General features: G+C 36.4%; 20 protein-coding genes, 1 tRNA gene and 3 pseudogenes. 7 read left to right on the top strand and 17 right to left on the bottom strand.

The annotated features are described in order from the left end of the window. Positions 1–25 precede the first annotated feature (25 nt). Positions 26–289, top strand: coding sequence for a SemiSWEET family transporter (locus O3651_RS09220; RefSeq protein ID WP_005591744.1), 264 nt, complete (start codon positions 26–28; stop codon positions 287–289). Between the two features lie 53 nt (positions 290–342). On the opposite strand, the gene O3651_RS09215 is transcribed toward O3651_RS09220, so the two are convergent. Further along, positions 343–415 (bottom strand) — tRNA-Thr (locus O3651_RS09215). Between the two features lie 241 nt (positions 416–656). On the opposite strand from O3651_RS09215, the gene O3651_RS09210 reads away from it, so the two are divergent. The 3 genes from O3651_RS09210 to O3651_RS09200 all read left to right on the top strand — a co-directional run bounded on the left by O3651_RS09210 (position 657) and on the right by O3651_RS09200 (position 2,078). After that, positions 657–1,109, top strand: a complete 453-nt coding sequence (locus O3651_RS09210) for a DUF3290 family protein (RefSeq protein ID WP_048792275.1) — start codon at positions 657–659, stop codon at positions 1,107–1,109. Then, positions 1,109–1,738 (top strand): DUF421 domain-containing protein, encoded by a 630-nt coding sequence (locus O3651_RS09205; protein ID WP_371610236.1) that lies wholly within the window; start codon positions 1,109–1,111, stop codon positions 1,736–1,738. The genes O3651_RS09210 and O3651_RS09205 overlap by 1 nt, the downstream gene beginning before the upstream one ends. A gap of 136 nt (positions 1,739–1,874) precedes the next feature. Continuing rightward, entirely contained in the window at positions 1,875–2,078 is a 204-nt protein-coding gene (locus tag O3651_RS09200) for a CsbD family protein (protein ID WP_048766472.1), read from the top strand. Between the two features lie 842 nt (positions 2,079–2,920). Here the strand turns inward: O3651_RS09200 and O3651_RS09195 are convergent. The 5 genes and pseudogenes from O3651_RS09195 to O3651_RS09175 form a co-directional block, all read right to left on the bottom strand. After that, positions 2,921–3,970 carry a DUF389 domain-containing protein gene (locus tag O3651_RS09195; protein WP_371610235.1) on the bottom strand — a complete coding sequence of 350 codons (1,050 nt, stop codon included), beginning with the start codon at positions 3,968–3,970 and terminating at the stop codon, positions 2,921–2,923. Positions 3,971–4,246: 276 nt separating this feature from the next. Further along, a pseudogene (locus O3651_RS09190) lies at positions 4,247–4,551 on the bottom strand (DUF898 family protein). A 58-nt stretch (positions 4,552–4,609) separates the two neighbouring features. After that, positions 4,610–5,050, bottom strand: a pseudogene (locus O3651_RS09185) (ABC transporter); the annotation flags it as partial. 546 nt (positions 5,051–5,596) lie between these two features. After that, complete coding sequence (locus O3651_RS09180) at positions 5,597–6,544, bottom strand: AEC family transporter (RefSeq protein WP_371610234.1); 948 nt, start codon at positions 6,542–6,544, stop codon at positions 5,597–5,599. A gap of 76 nt (positions 6,545–6,620) precedes the next feature. After that, a complete protein-coding gene (locus tag O3651_RS09175; protein ID WP_371610233.1) occupies positions 6,621–8,246 on the bottom strand; it encodes a malolactic enzyme in 1,626 nt (541 codons plus the stop codon). A gap of 359 nt (positions 8,247–8,605) precedes the next feature. Here O3651_RS09175 and O3651_RS09170 point away from each other — a divergent pair, with 359 nt between their 5' ends. Continuing rightward, positions 8,606–8,956 carry a helix-turn-helix domain-containing protein gene (locus O3651_RS09170; protein ID WP_371610232.1) on the top strand — a complete coding sequence of 117 codons (351 nt, stop codon included), beginning with the start codon at positions 8,606–8,608 and terminating at the stop codon, positions 8,954–8,956. A gap of 127 nt (positions 8,957–9,083) precedes the next feature. Beyond that, positions 9,084–9,962, top strand: a complete 879-nt coding sequence (locus tag O3651_RS09165; protein ID WP_371610231.1) for a LysR family transcriptional regulator — start codon at positions 9,084–9,086, stop codon at positions 9,960–9,962. 299 nt (positions 9,963–10,261) lie between these two features. Here the strand turns inward: O3651_RS09165 and O3651_RS09160 are convergent, their stop codons facing one another. From O3651_RS09160 to O3651_RS09130, 7 genes are all read right to left on the bottom strand, one after another. Continuing rightward, positions 10,262–10,825, bottom strand: a complete 564-nt coding sequence (locus tag O3651_RS09160; RefSeq protein ID WP_371610230.1) for a TMEM175 family protein — start codon at positions 10,823–10,825, stop codon at positions 10,262–10,264. Positions 10,826–10,963: 138 nt separating this feature from the next. Continuing rightward, positions 10,964–11,614: a DsbA family protein gene (locus tag O3651_RS09155; protein WP_371610229.1), complete on the bottom strand. Its 651-nt coding sequence runs from the start codon at positions 11,612–11,614 to the stop codon at positions 10,964–10,966. A 19-nt stretch (positions 11,615–11,633) separates the two neighbouring features. Further along, positions 11,634–11,813, bottom strand: coding sequence for a type Z 30S ribosomal protein S14 (locus tag O3651_RS09150; RefSeq protein ID WP_371610228.1), 180 nt, complete (start codon positions 11,811–11,813; stop codon positions 11,634–11,636). After that, a complete protein-coding gene (locus O3651_RS09145; RefSeq protein WP_371610227.1) occupies positions 11,814–12,083 on the bottom strand; it encodes a hypothetical protein in 270 nt (89 codons plus the stop codon). Next, positions 12,080–13,000, bottom strand: coding sequence for a thioredoxin-disulfide reductase (gene trxB, locus O3651_RS09140; protein WP_371610226.1), 921 nt, complete (start codon positions 12,998–13,000; stop codon positions 12,080–12,082). Before trxB ends, O3651_RS09145 begins: the two co-directional genes overlap by 4 nt. 8 nt (positions 13,001–13,008) lie before the next feature. Next, positions 13,009–13,323 carry a thioredoxin gene (gene trxA / locus O3651_RS09135; RefSeq protein ID WP_371610225.1) on the bottom strand — a complete coding sequence of 105 codons (315 nt, stop codon included), beginning with the start codon at positions 13,321–13,323 and terminating at the stop codon, positions 13,009–13,011. Between the two features lie 306 nt (positions 13,324–13,629). Continuing rightward, positions 13,630–14,298 (bottom strand): ArsR/SmtB family transcription factor, encoded by a 669-nt coding sequence (locus O3651_RS09130; protein ID WP_371610224.1) that lies wholly within the window; start codon positions 14,296–14,298, stop codon positions 13,630–13,632. Positions 14,299–14,710: 412 nt separating this feature from the next. Here O3651_RS09130 and xerC point away from each other — a divergent pair. Then, a pseudogene (xerC, locus tag O3651_RS09125) lies at positions 14,711–15,013 on the top strand (tyrosine recombinase XerC); the annotation flags it as partial. Between the two features lie 505 nt (positions 15,014–15,518). On the opposite strand, the gene cadX reads toward xerC, so the two are convergent. The 4 genes from cadX to O3651_RS09105 all read right to left on the bottom strand — a co-directional run bounded on the left by cadX (position 15,519) and on the right by O3651_RS09105 (position 19,785). Then, on the bottom strand, positions 15,519–15,857 hold the full coding sequence (gene cadX / locus O3651_RS09120; protein ID WP_049501100.1) for a Cd(II)/Zn(II)-sensing metalloregulatory transcriptional regulator CadX: 339 nt from the start codon (positions 15,855–15,857) through the stop codon (positions 15,519–15,521). A gap of 11 nt (positions 15,858–15,868) precedes the next feature. Beyond that, complete coding sequence (locus O3651_RS09115; protein ID WP_371610223.1) at positions 15,869–16,483, bottom strand: CadD family cadmium resistance transporter; 615 nt, start codon at positions 16,481–16,483, stop codon at positions 15,869–15,871. Positions 16,484–17,189: 706 nt separating this feature from the next. Beyond that, positions 17,190–19,316, bottom strand: a complete 2,127-nt coding sequence (locus tag O3651_RS09110) for a heavy metal translocating P-type ATPase (protein WP_371610222.1) — start codon at positions 19,314–19,316, stop codon at positions 17,190–17,192. A 19-nt stretch (positions 19,317–19,335) separates the two neighbouring features. Continuing rightward, the gene (locus tag O3651_RS09105) at positions 19,336–19,785 is read right to left on the bottom strand and encodes a CopY/TcrY family copper transport repressor (protein WP_371610221.1); all 450 of its coding nucleotides are present in this window, start codon (positions 19,783–19,785) and stop codon (positions 19,336–19,338) included. Positions 19,786–20,381: the final 596 nt, after the last annotated feature.

Raw genomic sequence — 20,381 nt, 5'->3', positions numbered from 1 at the left:
ATAATGGACGCTAAGGAGGTATCGTATGTCAAAACAAAAAATTAATCGTTTTGTCGGATCTATTGGAGCTTTTATTGGAATTCTTGTATTCGTCGCTTATATTCCACAAATTATCGCAAACTTACAAGGATCCAAAGCTCAACCTTTCCAACCACTATTCGCAGCAGTTTCTTGCCTGATTTGGGTTATCTACGGTTGGACAAAAGAACCTAAAAAAGACTGGATCCTCATTATTCCCAATGCTGCGGGGGTGATATTAGGTGGCCTAACTTTTCTTACTTCTTTATAAGAATTATATAAACAAAACCAGCAACCCCATAAAAAAGGTGCTGGTTTTCTTTCTGCCGATTGCAGGGATCGAACCTGTGACCTACGCGTTACGAGTGCGTTGCTCTACCAACTGAGCTAAATCGGCCTCTACCTATCTCCTATTCTAGCACTCTGAATGATTTTGTCAAGTTCTATTGGCAGTTTGGAAACTCGAATGAAGCAAATATTTTACCTGAGAATATACAGTATCTTTTTGAAAGATCACCAGCAGTCAAACTCATATTTCAAACAAGTTCTAGAAAACCTTATTTTTCCGATATAAAGCTATTGATGTAGCCGCTAAATTGTTTTATAATAGCTTGAATTCAAAAAAAGTGAGGGATCTTATGAAATTCTATTCATATGACTATGTACTGAGTCAGATTAGCCAGCAGAATTGGGTGATGGTGATTATATCAGCCTGCTTGGTTTTAGTGACGGGATTTTTCGCCTTTAAGGCCTATAAAGATAAACGAGGAAGTAAGTTCCGTGAGTTATCCATTATTTCTATCTTGTCCCTAGTAGCCACTGTTTTGATTAGCATTACTAACTTCCAAAACAATCAGTCAAATGACAATCAATTCCGTAGCTCCTTGCATTTTATTGAGGTTGTCTCAAAAGAATTAGGCGTTGAGAAGGAAAAAGTCTACGTCAACACTTCAGCTACAACAGATGGAGCTATCATTAAGGTTGGCAAACAATTCTACCGTGCTATTAGCGGAACCGATCAGGATAGCTATTTATTGGAAAAAATGGAACTGTACAAATCAGACGTTGAACTCGTGGAGGTTGAAAAATAATGAGCTTTTTTATTACAATTGCAATTAAGTTAGCTTTGGGACTCGTTTCTCTCGTTTTTGTCATCAATATGACAGGTAAGGGAAATTTAGCACCAAGCTCTGCAACAGACCAAGTACAAAACTTTGTTCTCGGTGGCATTATCGGCGGGGTCATCTACAATAGCTCCATTACTATCCTTCAATATGCAATCATCCTAATCATCTGGACTATTCTGATTTTGCTCTTAAAATGGCTGAACACCAATGTTTCCTACATCAAACACCTGATTGACGGGAAGCCAACTATTATCATCAAAAACGGCAAACTATATCCTGAAGCCTGCCGTTCAAAAGGCCTATCCGCATCAGACGTCGCTCTGAAATTACGCTCCCAAGGAGTCTTCCAACTGAAAGAAGTCAAAAGAGCTGTCATCGAGCAAAATGGTCAATTGATTATCGTAAGAATTGGCGACGAAAATCCGAAGTATCCAATCATTACGGATGGAGTTGTCCAGCTTGAAATTTTAGAATCTATTGGTAAGTCAGAAGAATGGTTGATGACCGAACTCCAAAAAGAAGGCTTTGAAAATGTCTCCGATATCTTCATTGCAGAATATGACAAAGGCGAAATTAATGTCGTGACTTATTAAAAATGTTTTGTCATTTCGTAGCAGTTATTTGCTTTTTCTTAGTAAAGAGTCTATACTTGTATGTATTATCTCGCTTGAATGAGTATCAAACCGCATCCAACTTAGATAATACATTTAATAAAGGGAGGAAATTTCCATGTCAATCGAAGAAAAATTCAACCAAGCTAAAGGTTCTCTCAAAGAAGGATTGGGAAAACTTACTGGCGATACAAAAACTCAAGCAGAAGGCACTGCTGAAAAACTAGCTTCAAAAGCGAAAGAAGTTGCTGAAGACGCAAAAGGCGCTGTTGAAGGTGCTATCGCAGGCGTTAAAAACATTATCAAAAAAGACGAAGAATAATCATCATCTGTCGTTCTTATAAAAAACACTCTTATCCTATGCTTTTAGCAGAACTAGGGATAAGGGTGTTTTTCTATATTGCTAAGGCATTGATTTTTCAGAATAGAACAAAAGAAGCCCAATAAGGAGAGGCTTGGAATATACGTAAATAAATTTTAACGTATTGAGGCAACTGACTCTGTCAGTTTGCAGCCACATTTGTAAGCGACTAAAGTCGCAACAACTATGTCAATTACACCAATTTAATATAAAAATACAAAAAGAACACCAAGAAAGGTGCTCTTTGTAAGTATAATAATTCTTTCGAATTAACGCTTACTAAATTGTGAAGCTTTACGTACTTTCTTAAGGCCTGGTTTGAAAGATTTTTCTTTGAATAAATTTCAAAAGCTTGTAATATCAATGTTTTCACAAGTTTTCAAAACTCAAAATTTCATTAAATTCCAACTAATCTCATCTGAATGGTGTGAACTTTATCCTAAAAATACACGAATTGAGCTGATAAATACTAAAAGTTCACACCATTAGTTAAATTATTTTTTGTTACATACATTTTTTTAGATGATATATCTCCTAATTTATTTCTTATAGCATTTGAGCAAACCTCCGTTATCAGAAAACAACCAGAAAGAAAAACCGCAAAATTAATATTTTCTTTCTGGTTGTTTTTTATAAATTGAATTTGCAGTAAAATACTTTACTCATTTACACTATCCCTTTCTTCTATGTACTTTCTTTCATCTAAAGAAAAACCTCGTATTCATCAATTTTATTTTGTTATAGGTAAGAAAGAAGAACAAACAAGAAAAACACGGCATAAAAACCTATTCAGTTCATCGTCCTCAATCCTTGTCTGCTTCATTTTCTTTTACGAGATCGTTTTGTGAATCTTTTTCAGAGAGTTTTTGATCGATATACTTGTCAATGTTTTCGTAAAATTCCTTGGTCGTCTCACTGTCTAATTTTGTCGAATTATGGACTTGATTGACTTTCAATTGAACAGATTGAATACCGTAAGAGGCTTGTTTTTGGTGGAGTGTTTCTAATTCTTCTTCTGAAATCGGATCTCCAACAACCGTCAAGACCAATTCATTGTTACTTGACTTGTAGACTTGATTAATAACCGTATAATTGGCGAACTCTTTTCCTACAAACTGTTTGATCCCTTCTTTGCGCGCTTGTTCTATTGTCAGAGTAACTGCCGAATAGCTAGCTGGAAGAATCAACAATACAATCAAAGAAATCAAGCCAATTCTCATTTTAATGCTCAGCTCTTTAAATGAAGTTAAAGGAGATTTTCTCATCAAAATTCTTGTTCCAACAATGTTGGCTAGCATGATAAAGACACAGTTGATCAAGAAAAGATAGAGAGCCCCCAATAAAAATCGTACATTCCCATTAGCTAAACCATAGCCAGCAGTACAGATAGGCGGCATCAAAGCTGTAGCAATGGCTACTCCTGGCACGATATTGTTTGCTTCTTTTTTCCTTGAACCGATCACACCAGCAATCCCACCAGCAATAGCAATGAGAACATCCCAAATGGTTGGAGAGGTTCGTGCGATCAACTCGCTACTTGCATAAGACAAGGGAGAAATCCAGAAATACAGAGTCGAGACAAGCAAACTGACCAACACTTGAGTCAATAAAACCTCTAGAGATTGCTTGATTAAACGCGTATCAAAAATAGCTAAACCGAATCCCAGTCCAACAATCGGTGTCATGAGAGGTGAAATTAACATGGCTCCAATAATAACAGCTGTTGAATTCATATTTAGACCTATAGAGGCAATAAAAATCGCACACATCAAAATCACTGTATCTCTTAATCGAACATGAAGGTCATCATATAGTTTCTCGCGGAATTCACGTGTTGAATAGTTTCCGGACATTGGTTACTCCTTTTATTTCATATAATTTTTTCTGCCTGGATGATGGTAGAGAGACTTCTGTCCAATCTTACATATTTTTAATGCTCATCTGTCATTCTTTTGAAAATTATCCTTTAAATATCCATCAATCCATCCTTAACATTATATCAAAAATTTTACAGTCTTTCTCTGAAGACATCAATTAATCTAAAAGATAGAGAAAGGAAGTAATTTTTGTTTCCTTATCCGAAGATGAAAAAACGTTATCTCCTCTGAAAGAAGATGCCGTTTTAATCTTTAAACATGATGAGTGTGTTTGACAATCCATTGCTCCATTTTTATGTTCAACCAGAAGCCATAGATCCCAAACGTGATGATGGTTAGAAGAAACCACTTAATCCAGTTACCGAACAGTTGTGCTCCAGTCCCGTCAAAGTACAGACGTTGACCATCTACTACCGTGTGTTTGGTTTTCAATTTTGCATCATGCAAACCGCCCAAGGTGTTGCGATCCCCAAGGTAAGCCCGCAAATTATGGCTACTAAGACAGAGTATCCAATATAATCTAGGATTCCTCCGTCAAAATAACTTTCAGATTTCATATTATCTCCTTTATTTTTATATGTTTATATTCTAGGCACTCTATTGCATTATTATTTTTTACATTTGAACAATCTTACGATAACTTCTTGAAGTAATCATAAAGATTAAAACATAGATGAGTGCAAAGATTCCACAGATTGATAAGGTTATCGTCAACATCATGGTCGCATCAACTACTCCAATGACCTTTAGAATCAAGCTCAACATATGATAAGCAAAGGCCAGATGGAGGAAGGCAAAGATTACAGGAAGAAAGAAAACGGTCAAGATTTGCTTGTTAATAGTTTGCTTGATCTGCTTTTGATCCAAACCAACCTTTTGCAAAATTACAAAGCGTTCGCGGTCTTCATATCCTTCAGAGATTTGTTTGTAGTAGATGACTAATACAGTACCGACCATAAAGATAATGGACAGGAAGATACCGATAAAGAAGAAGCCACCAAACATTGCATTGCCTTCTTGGCTATTATTTGCTTTACTAGATCCGTAAACAAGGCTTTCCTGATTTTCAAAATGAAGCGATTGTTTATAAGGAGAGAACAAATCTTGTCCTCTCCAGAGTATGACTTTTCGGTAACCCACTACAGTTGACAAAAGTACCAGATGAGGTGTTTTTTAGCATGCCCTTTTATGGATCAAAAAGTGTTAAAAATAAGACAGTAACCTCAGAATAGCTACTGTCTTAACTCTTTTTTTACTTAAAGCCTTGATAGACTTGACAAATGGTAGAATAGAGCCTGAATTTGGTGTGAAAAGTGGCGTGAATTTTGTTAAAAAACGTCAAAAAACACCCCATGGTGTGAACCATGAAGTGTTTCGAAACGTTGATAGTATCGTGTTGATTAACGTTTTGAGAACTGGCTAGCTTTACGAGCTTTCTTAAGACCTGGTTTGGAAAGTATGGGTTTTAGTTGGACTAAAAACAGCGTAATATCAAGGATTTTCAGAACGATATCTACTGATTAATTTCATAAAATTTGAATCAATATTTTTTAAATAGGGAAATTTCTTAACTCAGAACTTTCAATCCTATCCTCTTCCTTCTTATCCTAATAAAGTTTGTAATATTGGAATAACAACGATAAATAGAACCGTACTTAGAGTCACTACATTCGTAGAGAATTCCACATCTCCTTTTCCTTGATTAGCAAGGATCGGGAGAACAGCTAAAGCTGGTGTAGCGGACTGAATCATAAAGGTCTTAAATTCTACTGCCGCCATATTTGGTGCAAAGAACTTCAATACAAGAAGCATGATTAGAGGAGCTAGGATAAAGCGTCCAACCAAAGTGACAATTGTATCTTTGTCAAAAGCAATGGTATTCAAGCCTGCCTTAGCAAGAACGATACCAATATAAATCAGAGATAAGGGAGTGACGATATTTCCAACATAGGTTAAGGTGTTCGTTGCGAAATCTGGAATAGGAATTCGGAGAATCAAAACTAGTAGAGCCACAAGAAAACCTACAAGCGGAGCTGGTAGCAATTTCTTCCAGTCAAATTTAGTTGTCTTCTTGCTTTGACCCGATTTACTGTCGCTCGTCATCAAATACACGCCCAATGTCCAGGTGGAAATCGTGTTGGTGATATAGTAAATTAAGAAATATGGAAGAGCCTGATCCCCAAAAAGAGCAACGTTTAAAGGTAAACCAATAAAAATAGTATTGGCATTAACAAAGGTATTAATCATGGTTCCTCGTCGTCCTGGACGGATCTTGAAAAGCATAACTGCAATATAAGCTACGATATATCCTAAGATAAATGCCACAAAAGTATAAAGGAGGCCTCCAGAAAGACTGATTAGTTTATCTAGTGTTAGGTATTTCATCACCGACACAAAGATTGACGCTGGCAAGGCTACATTCATGATCAAACGAGACAGGTTGGGACCAAAGTCATCTCCAAACCATCCCCTCACCTGAAGAATGTACCCCAAAACAATAATAGCGATAATCGGAATGATACTCGTAATCGAGGTTAAAAAGAGTGACATAGGTATCCTTTCTAAATTTCTTAAGTCCACAGCCTTTATAAATCTATCGGTATAGAAGGATAGCAGCAGGAATGAATTATCTATACTCTGGATACCACTTCAAATCACGAACGGCTTTGGCCATATCTGTTTCCTTAGCGCGTGCAAGACCTTGCTCTTGCGCTTTTTTAGCGACTGCTTCCGCTACTTTAATAGAAACATCTGCTACATACTTGAACGGCGGCAAAACAGGAGCTCCTGGTTGTCCTGGATTGACAATACCACTCAATGAATGAGCCGCTGCTCCAATCATTTCATCAGTCAAAAGACTTGCTTCAGAAGCCAGCATACCTAGACCAAGACCAGGGTAAATCAAGGCATTATTGGCTTGACCAATCACATAGTCGACACCTTTATAAGAAACCGTATCAGCAGGAATTCCTGTTGCGACAAAAGCTTTGCCATCTGACCATTCAATCAAATCTTTGGCACTGGCTTCTGCTAGTTTGGTTGGATTTGACAAAGGGAAGATCATCGGACGCTCTGTATTTTCACACATAGCCTCTACTATTTCTTTAGTGAAGGTATTAGGCTGAGTCGAAGTTCCTACAAGAATGGTTGGCTTCACAGTCTTCACTACTTCAAGCAGGTCAGTCAACTTGTCTGCGTTAGTAAAGTCAGCACGTTTCTTAGCAAACGGTTTTTGTTCAGGAGTTAGGTCATCCATGTCATCAAAGAGAAGACCTTGCTTATCAACCATAAAGAAGCGCTTATAGGCTTCTTCTTCAGAAAGACCTTCACTCACCATTTCACGAAGAACACGAGAAGCAATCCCTGCACCAGCTGTTCCCCCACCATAGCAGAGATAAACTTGATCTGTTAATTTTTCGCCACTAATATCTAATGAACCAAAGATGCCACCTAAGGTAACGATTCCTGTACCTTGAATATCATCATTAAAAGTTGGAATTTGTTTCCGGTATTTTTCAAGAATATTGGCAGCATTCGAGCGGCCGAAGTCTTCCCAGTGAAGGTAGAGTTTAGGAAAGAGACGTTCTGCTGTTTGAACAAATTGGTCAATGAAGTCGTAGTAACGATCTCCGCGAACCCGTTCGTGACGATTCCCTAAGTAATTAGGATTGTTACGAAGTTCTTCACGGTTAGTTCCTGCATCAATGACTAAAGGAAGGACCATAGAAGGATCGATTCCAGCAGCACCCGTGTAGACCATCAATTTCCCAACAGAAATATCGACACCATTTGTTCCCCAGTCACCGATTCCAAGGATTCCTTCTGCATCTGTTACAACAATGAGACGAATCTCGCGATTCCCAGCAGCATTTTTCAAAGTGGCTTCAATATTTTCAGGATGATTGATATCAAGATATCCCGCATATTGGGGATCTACAAAGAGGTCACTATAGCCTTCAATGGTATCTGCAATGGTTGGATCGTATACAATTGGATTAAATTCTTCCAAATGTTGAGAAAAGAGGTAATAGAAGAGAGTACGGTTAGTATTAAAAATTTCCATTAGGAAAAGACGTTTTTCCAAATCATTTACTTTTGTTTGCATTTGCTCATAAGTTTGTGCCGCTTGTTCTTCAATGGTTTGAACATAAGGTGGCAATAAACCAATAAGACCTAGTTCCTTTCGCTCCTCTAAGGTAAAGGCAGTCCCTTTATTAAGGAAAGGGTTGTTTAAAATATCATGTGCAGTCATAGTGCAACCTCCTTTTTACTTACATTATACCACTTAATATGTATTTTGAGGCGAACTTTGTTATTTAAAAAATACAATTATTAGTGTATATGTTATAATGAGTCTAGAAGTAAAGTGCTTTTGAAAACTATTTATTCTGTAGGTTATTACTCAAAGCACCATTTTGTGATTCTTTAACCTCTTTATGTTATAAATTTCAATACTCGGTAATCGCTCTTTACCACAGGACAAATAGAGCCATACCAAAATATAAATTGATAAAGCAAATTACAATAGATAAATATCATTTAAGTTTTTTATACAATACTTCGTATTTTTTAAGCTGTTTTTTTGTCATATAAAACTTGTATTCTATTTATATGACAACTAAAAACTATTTACAACAATATATCTCCCAAAAAGTGAAATATTTTCGAACACAAAACAAAATGAGCCAGGAAGAACTTTCGGAACAAGCGGGACTCGGGCTTAAGTATATCAATCAACTAGAAAACCAAAATGTGAATCTGACCATTCACAGTCTTGAAAAAGTGATTGACGCCCTAGAGATGACCCCAGAGGAATTTTTCAATTTTGATAGCCTTGAATCAACCTCTGATAAGACTGACAATCTTTCACTCAAAAGAATCAACATGAAGATTAAACAACTTCCTGTTGATAAACGAGAAAAGATGTTAGCTATTTTCGAAAGTATATTAGACAATCTTTGATACTCCTGACTCATCTACATTGTAACTGGTGAAGGCCCGTATAGTCAAATTCAGTGATACAGATAAAAATCATTTATCTGGTGATTTTCGCTTTTTTTCCTTCTCCAACTATTGAAAGTGAGCCCACATGAATTTAAAAGATCTACAATATTTTTATGACCTCTGCCAGCTTCAATCCTATACGGAAGTGGCAAAACAACACAATGTCAGCCAACCATCTATTTCTTATGCCATCAAGCGCTTAGAAGACTCCTTTAATTGCAAATTGATTCACCACGATCCCTCACATCGATCCTTCAAATTAACTACTCAAGGACAAATTCTTCTAAAACACACAGAACTGATTTTACCTGAGGTCATTTCTACTCACAAAGAAATTAATCGCTCTTTGGCGCATTACTCTACTGTAGGATTCCCTCCTATTATCATTCAGTATCTTTTCTCTGTCTTAAATAAAGAAACTGAATTTGATTTTTTAAAAAAGGTACGTCCTATTCGTGGTGGATCCGTAGAATTATTAAACCTTCTCCTTAAGGGAGAACTAGATGCGAGCTTACTCGGATTGATTGAACCACTCAATCATCCTTCAATAGAGACGCATGAACTCTTTCATAAAGAACTTTATGTTGTTTTATCTAAGAACCATCCTCTTGCTACTGCTCCTTCCCTCACTTTTGAAGAATTAGTAGATCAATCCTTTATACTCTTAGACGAACACTTTGTTCACCTGAAAGCTTTTGAACTACTTAATCAAAAGTATCAAAACAAGGCAGAAATATTCTTTAAGAGTGACGACATTATCATTATTAAAGAACTTTTAAAGAAAGGGATTGGCGTTAGTTTACTGGCTGATATCGCACTTTCTGATGAAGATGACGATTTAATAAAAATCCCTCTAATACCAGAGGACCGGATAACATTTACAGTTTATTACGCTTATCTCAAATCAGCTACACTGTCTTCAGAAGTAGAAGCCTTATTTAATCTCATTAAATCATATGAATAGAAAAAAGCTCTAACTATCAACTACCTGATAGCTAGAGCTTTTTACATTGTAGGTATTGACCAAATACAGAGAAATAGGATATTATCGACGAATCTTTTCATTTACCTGATACCATTCAACGAAATTCCTAATTATATAAATCTACAAAGTGTCAATAAAAAAAGAACACCAAGAAAGGTGCTCTTTGTAAGTATAGTAATTCTTTCGAATTAACGTTTACTAAATTGTGATGCTTTACGAGCTTTCTTAAGACCTGGTTTTTATAACCGATGCTATTTAGCCATTATTTTTAGTCTTTTTCAAGATTTGTTGCTTAAAAAACCATAGATAACATTAACAATCATCAGTAGCGGGGCAAGAGAAATGAGATTTGGAAAAAGATAACCAACTAATAATATGATCACTAGCTGCAATCCATATAATAGTGCCCACCGATAAGGTATCTTTTTTTCTTCAGCTGATAACGGTCTTTGACTCGTCTTGATCACCATTGCTGTCATGATTATCCAAGCTACATCCCAAAGGGCAAGAACGATGAGGTAAAACAGGAGAAAGGCAAAATCAGCGGAATGCTGTCCAATCCCTCGAGTCGCTAAGGGAACAAAACTAGCTGTTAAAAGCCAAAAACTATTGGCTCCAAATAAACGAAAGCTGACATGATCTACTAATTTGTAGAGTTCATGATAATATAGCCAGACTGCCATGATTTGCAAAAAACTAGTTATGTAGATAAAAAGCATGGGTAGCATGCTTCTAAATCCTACTACAGTCAATTCCTCAGGTAACTGTAACTCCAAGGCCATAATTGTGACAATAATGGCCAATATAGCATCTGACAAGGCTTCTACCCTTTGCTTTTCCATTCTGTCCTCCTAATGACTGCTTTTTTGCTTTTTTCTAACGGCTGTGTTGAGGGCTCTATGCTGCAGCCATCAATCCCACAAACTAAACCTGTCTCTTCTGAATTGCTGTCTAGTAGTTGAAAAGGGGTATCTATCATTTTATTGTGCTCCTTCCTCTGCTTGAATTTGTTTTAATACCGCTAACATGTATTCATAAGGTTGAGCACCTGAAATGCCATACTTATTGTTCAGAACAAAGAAAGGTGCACCTTGAACGCCTAATTGATGGGCTTCTAAGATATCGCGTTTGACCTCGTCAGCAAACGCATCGCCAGCAAGAACCTGCGCTGCCTCTTCTTGTGGTAGAGCGAACTCACTGATAACAGCTAGTAACACAGAATGATCCGCAATATTGGCATGTTCTTCAAAGTAAAGATAGTACAAGGCCATAATGAAATTTTGATGATCTTTTTTATCTAAATACTTCTGCGACCATTTAATAAGACGGTGAGCTGAAAAGGTGTTGGTTGGGATAATACCCGCCATATCAATACGAAGCCCTTCTTCATTTCCCATGCTTTCCATGTGCGCAAACTGAGCTTTAGCTTGCTCAGTGGTCATACCGTGACTGGCAGCAAACTCTGTGAGCATGGTTTCACTTGTTTCTAAAGGCGCATTGGGACTTAGCTGGTAAGCTTTCATTGTCAAATCTTCCGGGTTTAAACCAACAGCTGCCATAGCACGCTTCATCCGACTAGCACCAATGTAACAAAATGGACAGGCAACATCTGACCAGTAACTAATTTCCATATTTCTTCCTTTCTTTCCACTACCAAGAAACTTTTTTCAACCCAGGAATGACACCTTGGTAAACTTGCTGGCGTAAACAAATCCGACAAAGTTTAAACTTGCGGTAAACCGAATGCGGGCGGCCGCATGCCAAACAGCGTGAGTATTCTTGAACCGGATAGGCCTTCTTTTTCCTTTGTATCAAAGCTTTTCTTGCCATTTAAACCTCTTTCTTATCAACCAATTGACCCTTTTTAAAGACTAATAAACTCGTCAGGGTAGGCTGAATGCCAAATAAAGAAATAAGACGGGGCACTTGAAAAACATCTGCTTGGTAAAGCACCAAATGCTCTCGTTCAGCCGTGTCTATGAGTTCTTTTTGCCCAAGAGACGATAGACTGCACTGATTTCCTGAAACAAGAAGAGCTAGATTTTGATGTTCGGCTAACAGTTCTTCTAATTCGATACTAGACGTGACTGATTTCATCATAGGTTATCAATATAGGCCAATGTATCTAGGGCAGCAATGGCACCGCTACCTGCTGCAGTAATGGCTTGTTGGTATTTTGGATCTTGCACATCACCAGCTGCAAAAATACCTGCAACAGAGGTCTTTGCTGTTCCTGCCTGTGTTTGAATATAGCCTTTATCATCCAATGCTAATTTTCCATCAAGAAAATCGGTGTTTGGCTGATGACCAATGGCCACAAAGAGACCGTCAGCCTGAATGTGCTCAATATCACCTGTTTCATTATTACGAACATCCAAACCAGTCATTCCCATCAGATTAGATGTAACTTTGACAGGCGTGTAATTTAACATCCAATGAATTTTATCATTTGCCTGAGCCCGTTTGGCCATAATATCAGATGCGCGTAACTCATTGCGGCGGTGGACAACGGTCACTTTCGATGCAAAGCGTGTCAAATAGAGGGCTTCTTCCATAGCGACATCACCCCCGCCAACTACAAGGACTTCACGCTCTTTATAAAAGAAAGCATCACAGGTCGCACAAGCGCTGACACCTTTTCCGACGGCCTCTTCTTCGCCTTCAATCCCTAGGTATTTAGCGCTAGAGCCTGTTGCGATAATAACGGCCTTGGTATCAATGATTTCACCATTATCCAGATGTACCTCGAAAGGAGACTTTTCGCCTTCAATTTTTTGAACAAATCCAAAGGTCATTTCGGTGCCAAACTGTTCTGCTTGGCGGCGCATTGTTTGGACTAATTTATTGCCATCAATCCCGTTTTCAAAACCTGGATAATTTTCTACAAGGGTTGTGGTGGTTAATTGACCACCCTCAGAATAGCCTGTGATCAATCGATTTTTCAAACCAGCTCGACTTAAATAAATGCCAGCTGTGTACCCTGCAGGTCCTGAACCTACAATAATTGCATCATACATAAATCACCTCATGATAACTGTGCTTGGATTTTTTCCATCAATGTTTGTTTAGGATGAACACCAACAAGAGCATCAACGGGGTTGCCATCTTTAAAAATCACCATTGTTGGGATAGAACGAATGCCAAAGAGATTGACCAGATCTTGTGATTGGTCCACATCTACCTGAGCAATCGTTACTTTTCCGTCAAAGTCCTGTGAAAGTTCTTCCACTACCGGCTCCATCATCCGACAAGGTGGGCACCACTGCGCCCCAAAATCGATAAAACTTACCCCATTTTGGATAGATTTCGCAAATGTTTCGGTTGTTAGTTGTGTCGCCATAAAAAACTCCTATCTAAAATAAATCGCTTCTATTCAATCATATAATTGAATAGAATAAGAATAAAAGAATGAATTTCAAAAAGGTTAACTTAGCCCTTCTAAAAATCCAATTTGTATCACTTAGTTTCTTTGAGATACTAAATAAGAAGTATTTCAAAGATGTAATTCAATAAAATTGTTGAATAGATTAAGTAAAAAAGAAATTCAACTTTTTTATTGAATAATTGAATTATAGCACACTAAATCTATTTTGCAATGATTTTGCTCACGAGTCTCCGGTTATAAGAAAAGACTAAGGAATACACCTTAGTCAAGTTCTGAACGAGAGGATGCACCCCACTTCCAATCAGCAAAACTGCGATTGAGACTATAGATACTGTAGCCTAAACTCTGTAAATCCTGTGCTGCTAGGTTAGCATAGCCACATTGGCGCCCGCGACAATAAACAATGATGGTCTTCTCTTTGGGAAGCTGAGCTTTTTTTTGATCAAACTCATCGATTGGTAAATTAAGAGCTTTTGGCAAGTGCCCTGCCTCATACTCCTCAACAGGCCTTAAATCAAGTAGGAGAGCATCTGTCTTAGCTGCTAATTCAATTGCATTAGCGAGCTCAATCTGAGGAACACCAGCTGCCTCATCATAGTCTGACTCAATCGCTCTGACCTCTGCTAACTGTTCTTCACCGACGGCAAATAACAGAAGGACTAACTGGACAACCTTTTCAGAAGCCAAGCTATAACGGATAAAATTACCATTTCGACTCGTCACCACCAAGTGACTTTCTTTTAAAACCTGAAGGTGGCGCGAAGTATTGGCAACAGAGAGACCCGTCGCATGCGCAATTCCCTCAACTGTCTTTGGTCCCTGTGATAATATATTTAAAATATCAAGACGCTTCTCACTTCCTAGCCCCTTTGTTAAGCGAGATAGCTCTTGGTAAATATTTTTTTTGTAATCAATCATTTTCTCTTGCATCAAATCAACTCCTTATCTATTCAATTTAATAGTATAATTCTTAAAAACAATTGTCAACTATTCCATTCGAAAGATGTTGATACTCATTTGTGGCAAAAAGCCGGCATTCGCCAAAAAATAAAAAGGATACTTATCCTTAACATTTGATATTATTAATAGGTAAATCATGTAAAAAGAGACCTATCTCTGAAAAAATGAAATTTTTAACGAGCCGCAGTTTCTTTTGTGACATACTATCTATGTGCGACCATAAATTGTATCAAAATAATTTACTTAGAGCTCTCAACTGCCAACAATTTTCTAATGATTAATTTGAACATTCACAAAAATAATCCACAACTACTTCTGTTGTCGCTATTATCTCAAAGCCTAAAACAAGAGACAAGAAGTAAACAGCATGCAAGACATACTACCTGAACAGTTTGTCTTTACTTATATAGACACTAGAGGAAACATCAACAAGCCTTTACATGCTGACTATCTAAATAATAAAATGAAAAGCATCAGAAAGCGACATAAAGAGCTGGCACATGCTACACCTCATAAACTGCGACATACAGGAGCAACGCTTGCTAAACAAGCAGGAATGAGCTTAGAAGCTATTTCTGAAGCTCTAACACACAGTGACACAGGAACAACACAGATTTATGTAAATACTTCTAATGTAGTTCCTATGACAGTAGGTGAATTTGCTTTAAAGTCTCTAAAACAATAAGGTGAAAATAAGGTAAACTTTGAGGTAAACTTTTCAAAAAAACACGAAAAAAGCACCCATAAGGTAAACTTTTGAGTGCTTTGAAACGTTGATATAATCGTATTGATTAACGTTTTGAGAATTGTGAAGCTTTACGTGCTTTCTTAAGACCTGGTTTTTTCTACATCATGATATTTATGGTAAATTATGACTAAAATCAAGTAATTTTAAGAGATAAATCCTCAATCCTTACATATATAACCCTTTTAAAAATCGAAAGGTTATCAAAGGGTTATCAATTTTTAGTTTTCGGAGCTTATGTAATTGAAAAATACGAAATACTGTATCATAAAGATAATGTACAGTTTAGCAACAAATACACAGTTTCTTCATGCCAGTGCAATTTCTTTTTCTATCCTGAAGATATTTAAATAGTTCTATATATTATTTCTTGTGAGTAATTTTCATCAAAAAATTTCATAGATAAGTCCTATATATAATCATGGTAAAGTAGTAAAAATAGTTGTTATCCTAGTTGATTAAAAAAGTCTTTGATTTCCTCATCTTTTATAAAATAATATATAATTTTCCCCTCTCTTCTAGTATCCAAGATGTTTTGATTGGCTAGTTTACGAAGATGGTGGGAGGCAGATGCCATACTGAGATTTAGTAAACAGGCTATATCACAGACACAGAGTTCTTCGACGGCAAGGAGATAAAAGATGATATTTATCTGTTTATTATCGGTAAATTTTGATAAAATACGAAGTGATTTTTGGACTTTTTCCTTTTCAAGGTAGTTCGTTGCGGTTATAACATTTTGTTGATTTATAACATCCACTTGACAGATACTATCTTTTTTCATAATTTTTTCTCCTAGCCGAACACAGCCCATAGCATGTCAAAGCTGTTGTTTTCAATCAAGATATACATCCCCAATCCTAAATAAACAACGGCAATAAACCATCTGCTATATTTCTCCAAAGTTTCTCCAACAGAAGGGACTTGTGCCAATTTTTGGGCAGAAAAAACCAAGAGATAAATCATGACTAGAAAGGTAAGTAAAGCCACTATCAAATTCGCTAAATTTAAGGTAATAAAATATGGGACAAAAACACCAATATTGTCAGCACCACAACTTGCAAAAGTAATCATAGCAACTAGAAAAACCAGGTTTTTATTATCTTTGCGCAAACCATCTTTTGCAATAGCTTCTCCATCAGAATCTCCTAAAAGTAAAACTTTGAGGCCTAGGAAAATTGGAATCAAACCGAGTAAACCTAAAATCTCTTTACTAGGAATATAATTTAAGACAAATGCAAAAAGCAAACTTAGCAATATTAGACTAACAGAGCCTAGAAATTGTCCTAAATAGATGTTAATGATGTCTTTTCTGCTTTTTCTTTTGGCAAAAAATAACATTAGGATAATAAGTAAGTCTACGGCTGTCCCAGAATACAGGATTATTGAAGTAACAACATTTTGAATCATAAAATACCTCATTCAAATATATTTTTGAATGTATTCTAACATTAAACTTTGTAGATGTCAACTTAAAATCCACCAATTAATAATTGCATGTCAATATTTGTATTGTGAAACTAGTTTCAGAAATATATAGTCTTAAAGTATGTCCACTGCCAATGGTTTTTTCAGTATTTAAGAGGAGATTTATAATGGTTCATTTCTATAAATTTATAAACGAGTTATATATTTTGTTTAACCAATTATTAACTATTTTTATCAATAATCTCTTCATTAATTTGTACTTTTTAATTTTGATTTATTTTTCGTGCATATTTTATATGAATTTAATTCTAATACATTTTAAATAAAAAATACGCAATTTTAATTGGCACTGACCCCCGTAAATGAGAATTAAATAAAAACACCTCCAAGTTGGATTTGGTACAATATAATCAAATGCTCATGGAGGTGTCTTTTTATGGTTAAAAAACGTGTGGAGACGGTGGTATTATTGTCAAGAAAATAGAATAACATGCTATAAAACTGTCGAAATAGGTGGCTTTTAGGATTTTAACAGAAATCAGTTCTATAATAAATTAAAAATCGTGTTGGTAGAAAAATCGTCTACTTCTACCAACACGATTTTACAAAGAGCCATTACTTACATCTCTTTTTCTCCTGTAAAACTATTGTATCTTGATACTTTAAGGAGTTTCAATCATTCGATCTGTTAACCGTTATTTTTTGGATCTAAACTTAATAACATAGCATTAATGGCGACGATGACTGTTGACACAGACATTAGGATTGCTCCTAATGCAGGGCTTAATGTGATACCAATAGGAGCCAAAATTCCTGCAGCTAGAGGGATAGCTATAAAGTTATAACCAGCTCCCCAAAATAGGTTTTGTTTCATTTTACGAGTTGTTTTGTGTGCTAATTCAATGAATGATTCAATATCTCCTGGATCAGATTGAGTCAATATGACATCAGCTGAATCCAACGCAACTTGAGTTCCAGCACCTATAGCTATACCAACATCTGCTAAGGCAAGAGAAGGAGCATCATTTACACCATCACCTACCATGATAACTTTCTTTCCTTCATCTTTAAGTGTTTTAACTAACTCATATTTGTCTTGTGGAGATTGATTTGATCTATATTCAATCCCTAAATCTACTGCCGCGCCTTGAGCCGCTTTTTCATTATCACCTGTTGCCATAATTGGTCGAATATTGTTCTTTTTAAGAGCTTTAATTAACTCTTTACTCGTTGGTTTTAATTCGTCCCCTAAAGCTACAGCACCAATGGCATCATCGTTTTCTACTAAGACACTAAGAGTTGCTCCTTTTGGAGTATCCATATCAAGATTACGTCCATAGGCTTTTTGACTGATTAATTGGTAACGGTGCCCACCTGCTTTACCCTCTACTCCAGAACCAGAAATCACATCAATCGAATCAAAAGATGCTGGACGTATATTTTGCTGCTCGGCGAAACTTATAATTGATTGAGCAATTGGGTGGCTAGATCCTCCTTCAATACCTGCCAATAAGGCAATGATTTCCTCTTTTGTATATTTGTCATTAAGAAGTTTTACATCTAATACTTTAAATTCACCAGTTGTTAAAGTACCCGTTTTATCTAAAATCATCACATCTGCATCTTGAGCTATTTCTAAGGCTTGGCGGTCTTTTACTAGTAAGCCACGGCTAGCTCCTAAGCTTGTGCTACGGGCGGTTACCAATGGAATAGCCAGACCCAATGCGTGCGGACAAGCAATAACTAATGTAGTAATAGTAAATATAACTGCCGTTGGGATATCTCCAATAATCATCCACACTACAAAAGCAATTAGTGCGACAATAACAGCAATATAGAAGAGCCACCCTGCAACCTTTTGCGCAATACTTTCTGCCCTGGAAGGCTGACTTTGAGCTTGGCTAATTAAAGTCTGTACTTGAGAGATAAAGGATTGATCACCTGTCTCAAGTACTTTAATATAAAGTACCCCTTCTCCATTTGTTGAGCCCCCGATTACTTCATCGCCAGGGCCTTTTTTAACTGCTTTTGATTCTCCAGTCAAAAGAGCTTCATTTAAACGTGATTCGCCACGCTCGATAATCCCGTCTGCTGGCACATTTTCTCCGGCTTGAACACGAATTAAATCACCTACCTTTAAGTCAGCAACTGGTCGTGTTTCAATTGAATCGTCTTTTAATACAACGTGAGCATCTTTCGGCACTAACTTAGCCAATTCTGCTTGTGCGTCTCCTGCTTCTCCAATAGCTTTCATCTCAATCCAGTGACCTAATAGCATGATTAATAGTAATGAAGCAAATTCAAAGAAAAAGTCCATCACGTGTTCACCCGTTACGTAGGTAATGATCACAGCATAAATACTGTATAAATATGAAACACTTAAACCTAAAGAAACGAGTGCCATCATTCCAGGTTTTTTTTGTTTAAATTCGTCAACTGCACCTTGATAGAATGGACGTCCACCATAAATAATTAATATAGTAGATAAAATAGCTACTACAATATCAGAATATGGAAAAGTAAACTGGAATGGTAGTTCAAATCCATGCAAAGGGACTAAGAGCATAATAATGATTCCTAGTGGCAATGACTTTAAGAAAAGTTCCTTAAAGCTTCCGTGATGATGGTGGGCATGCCCACTGTGTCCGCTGTGATTATGCCCACTGTGCCCGCAGTGATCATGCCCAGCATGATGTACTTGATGTTGATCCTTATGGTATCCATGTTCATCTGTGATTCCATGCTCGTGTTTTAACTTATCCATGTCGTCATAATCATGGTGATTATGGGACGAATATTTGTTGTCATTATTCATTTTAAATTCCTCCTTATGCTTAATGATGATGTAAATGACATTCGCATTGTTCTTCTGGACAATTGCAATCCACTTCTTCTACTGCGAAAGATTTTTTCATCTCTAATATTTTTTCTAGTCGATCTATATCATCGAAGCTTAAAACATGATCTTCAATGATGCTTCCTATTACATTTCCGACTTTCTTATTGCAAATACGGTTAAAAATATCTTCTGCATAATTCCTTACGGCTTCTTTCTCTTCAATATTGGCAGTGTAAATAAACTTTCTACCTTCTTTCTCTGTATTTAGTACGCCTTTTCCAACTAATCGACCTAAGATCGTTTTGATAGTGGATTGTGTCCAGTCCATTTTTTCTTGCAATACGGAAATGACTTTTTTACTAGTTACTCGATCATTTGCCCAAACTACACGCATGACTTCCCATTCTGCATCTGTGATATAAGTATTAAATTCTATTGTGCTCATTCTCCTTTCCTCCTCTTCGTTTACAAATGTAAACGAATATGCTCAAAAAAAGTTTACCATTGTAAACGAATTATGTCAAGTATTTTTATTAAATTCTCACTTTTTGGGGTCAGTCCCTTAAAACATGCTATTTTTATCATTGATAAATATTAATAGCTAACTTTCCGAAAAAAAACTATTTTTTATACAAAAAAGACATCCAAGAGAAAATTCTTGAATGTCTGTAAACGTTGATAGTATCGTATTGATTAACGTTTTGAGAATTGTGATGCTTTACGAGCTTTCTTAAGACCTGGTTTGGAAAGTATGAGTTTTAATTGGATTAAAAACAGCGTAATATCAAGGCTTTTCAGAATGATATCTACTGATTAATTTCATAAAATTTGAATCAATATTTTTTAAATAGGGGAATAGTTTAGTTCTGTAAGTATTAAAATAATACACCTACAAAGCTTATTATATCAGATTTCCCCGTTTTAGAAAAATAAATAGAGATTAAAACAATATCTAGATTTTCCAAAAATTCTTTGTCAAAACTCATGAAAAGGAATTCAACCATCCATATCATCTAAGGAGGATAGTCAAGACAACGGTAT

The organism is Streptococcus sp. 27098_8_73 (genome assembly GCF_041432495.1).
Lineage (GTDB): Bacteria > Bacillota > Bacilli > Lactobacillales > Streptococcaceae > Streptococcus.
The sequence above is the reverse complement of the archived record's forward strand: the minus strand, read 5'-3'. Positions and strand labels throughout refer to the sequence as shown.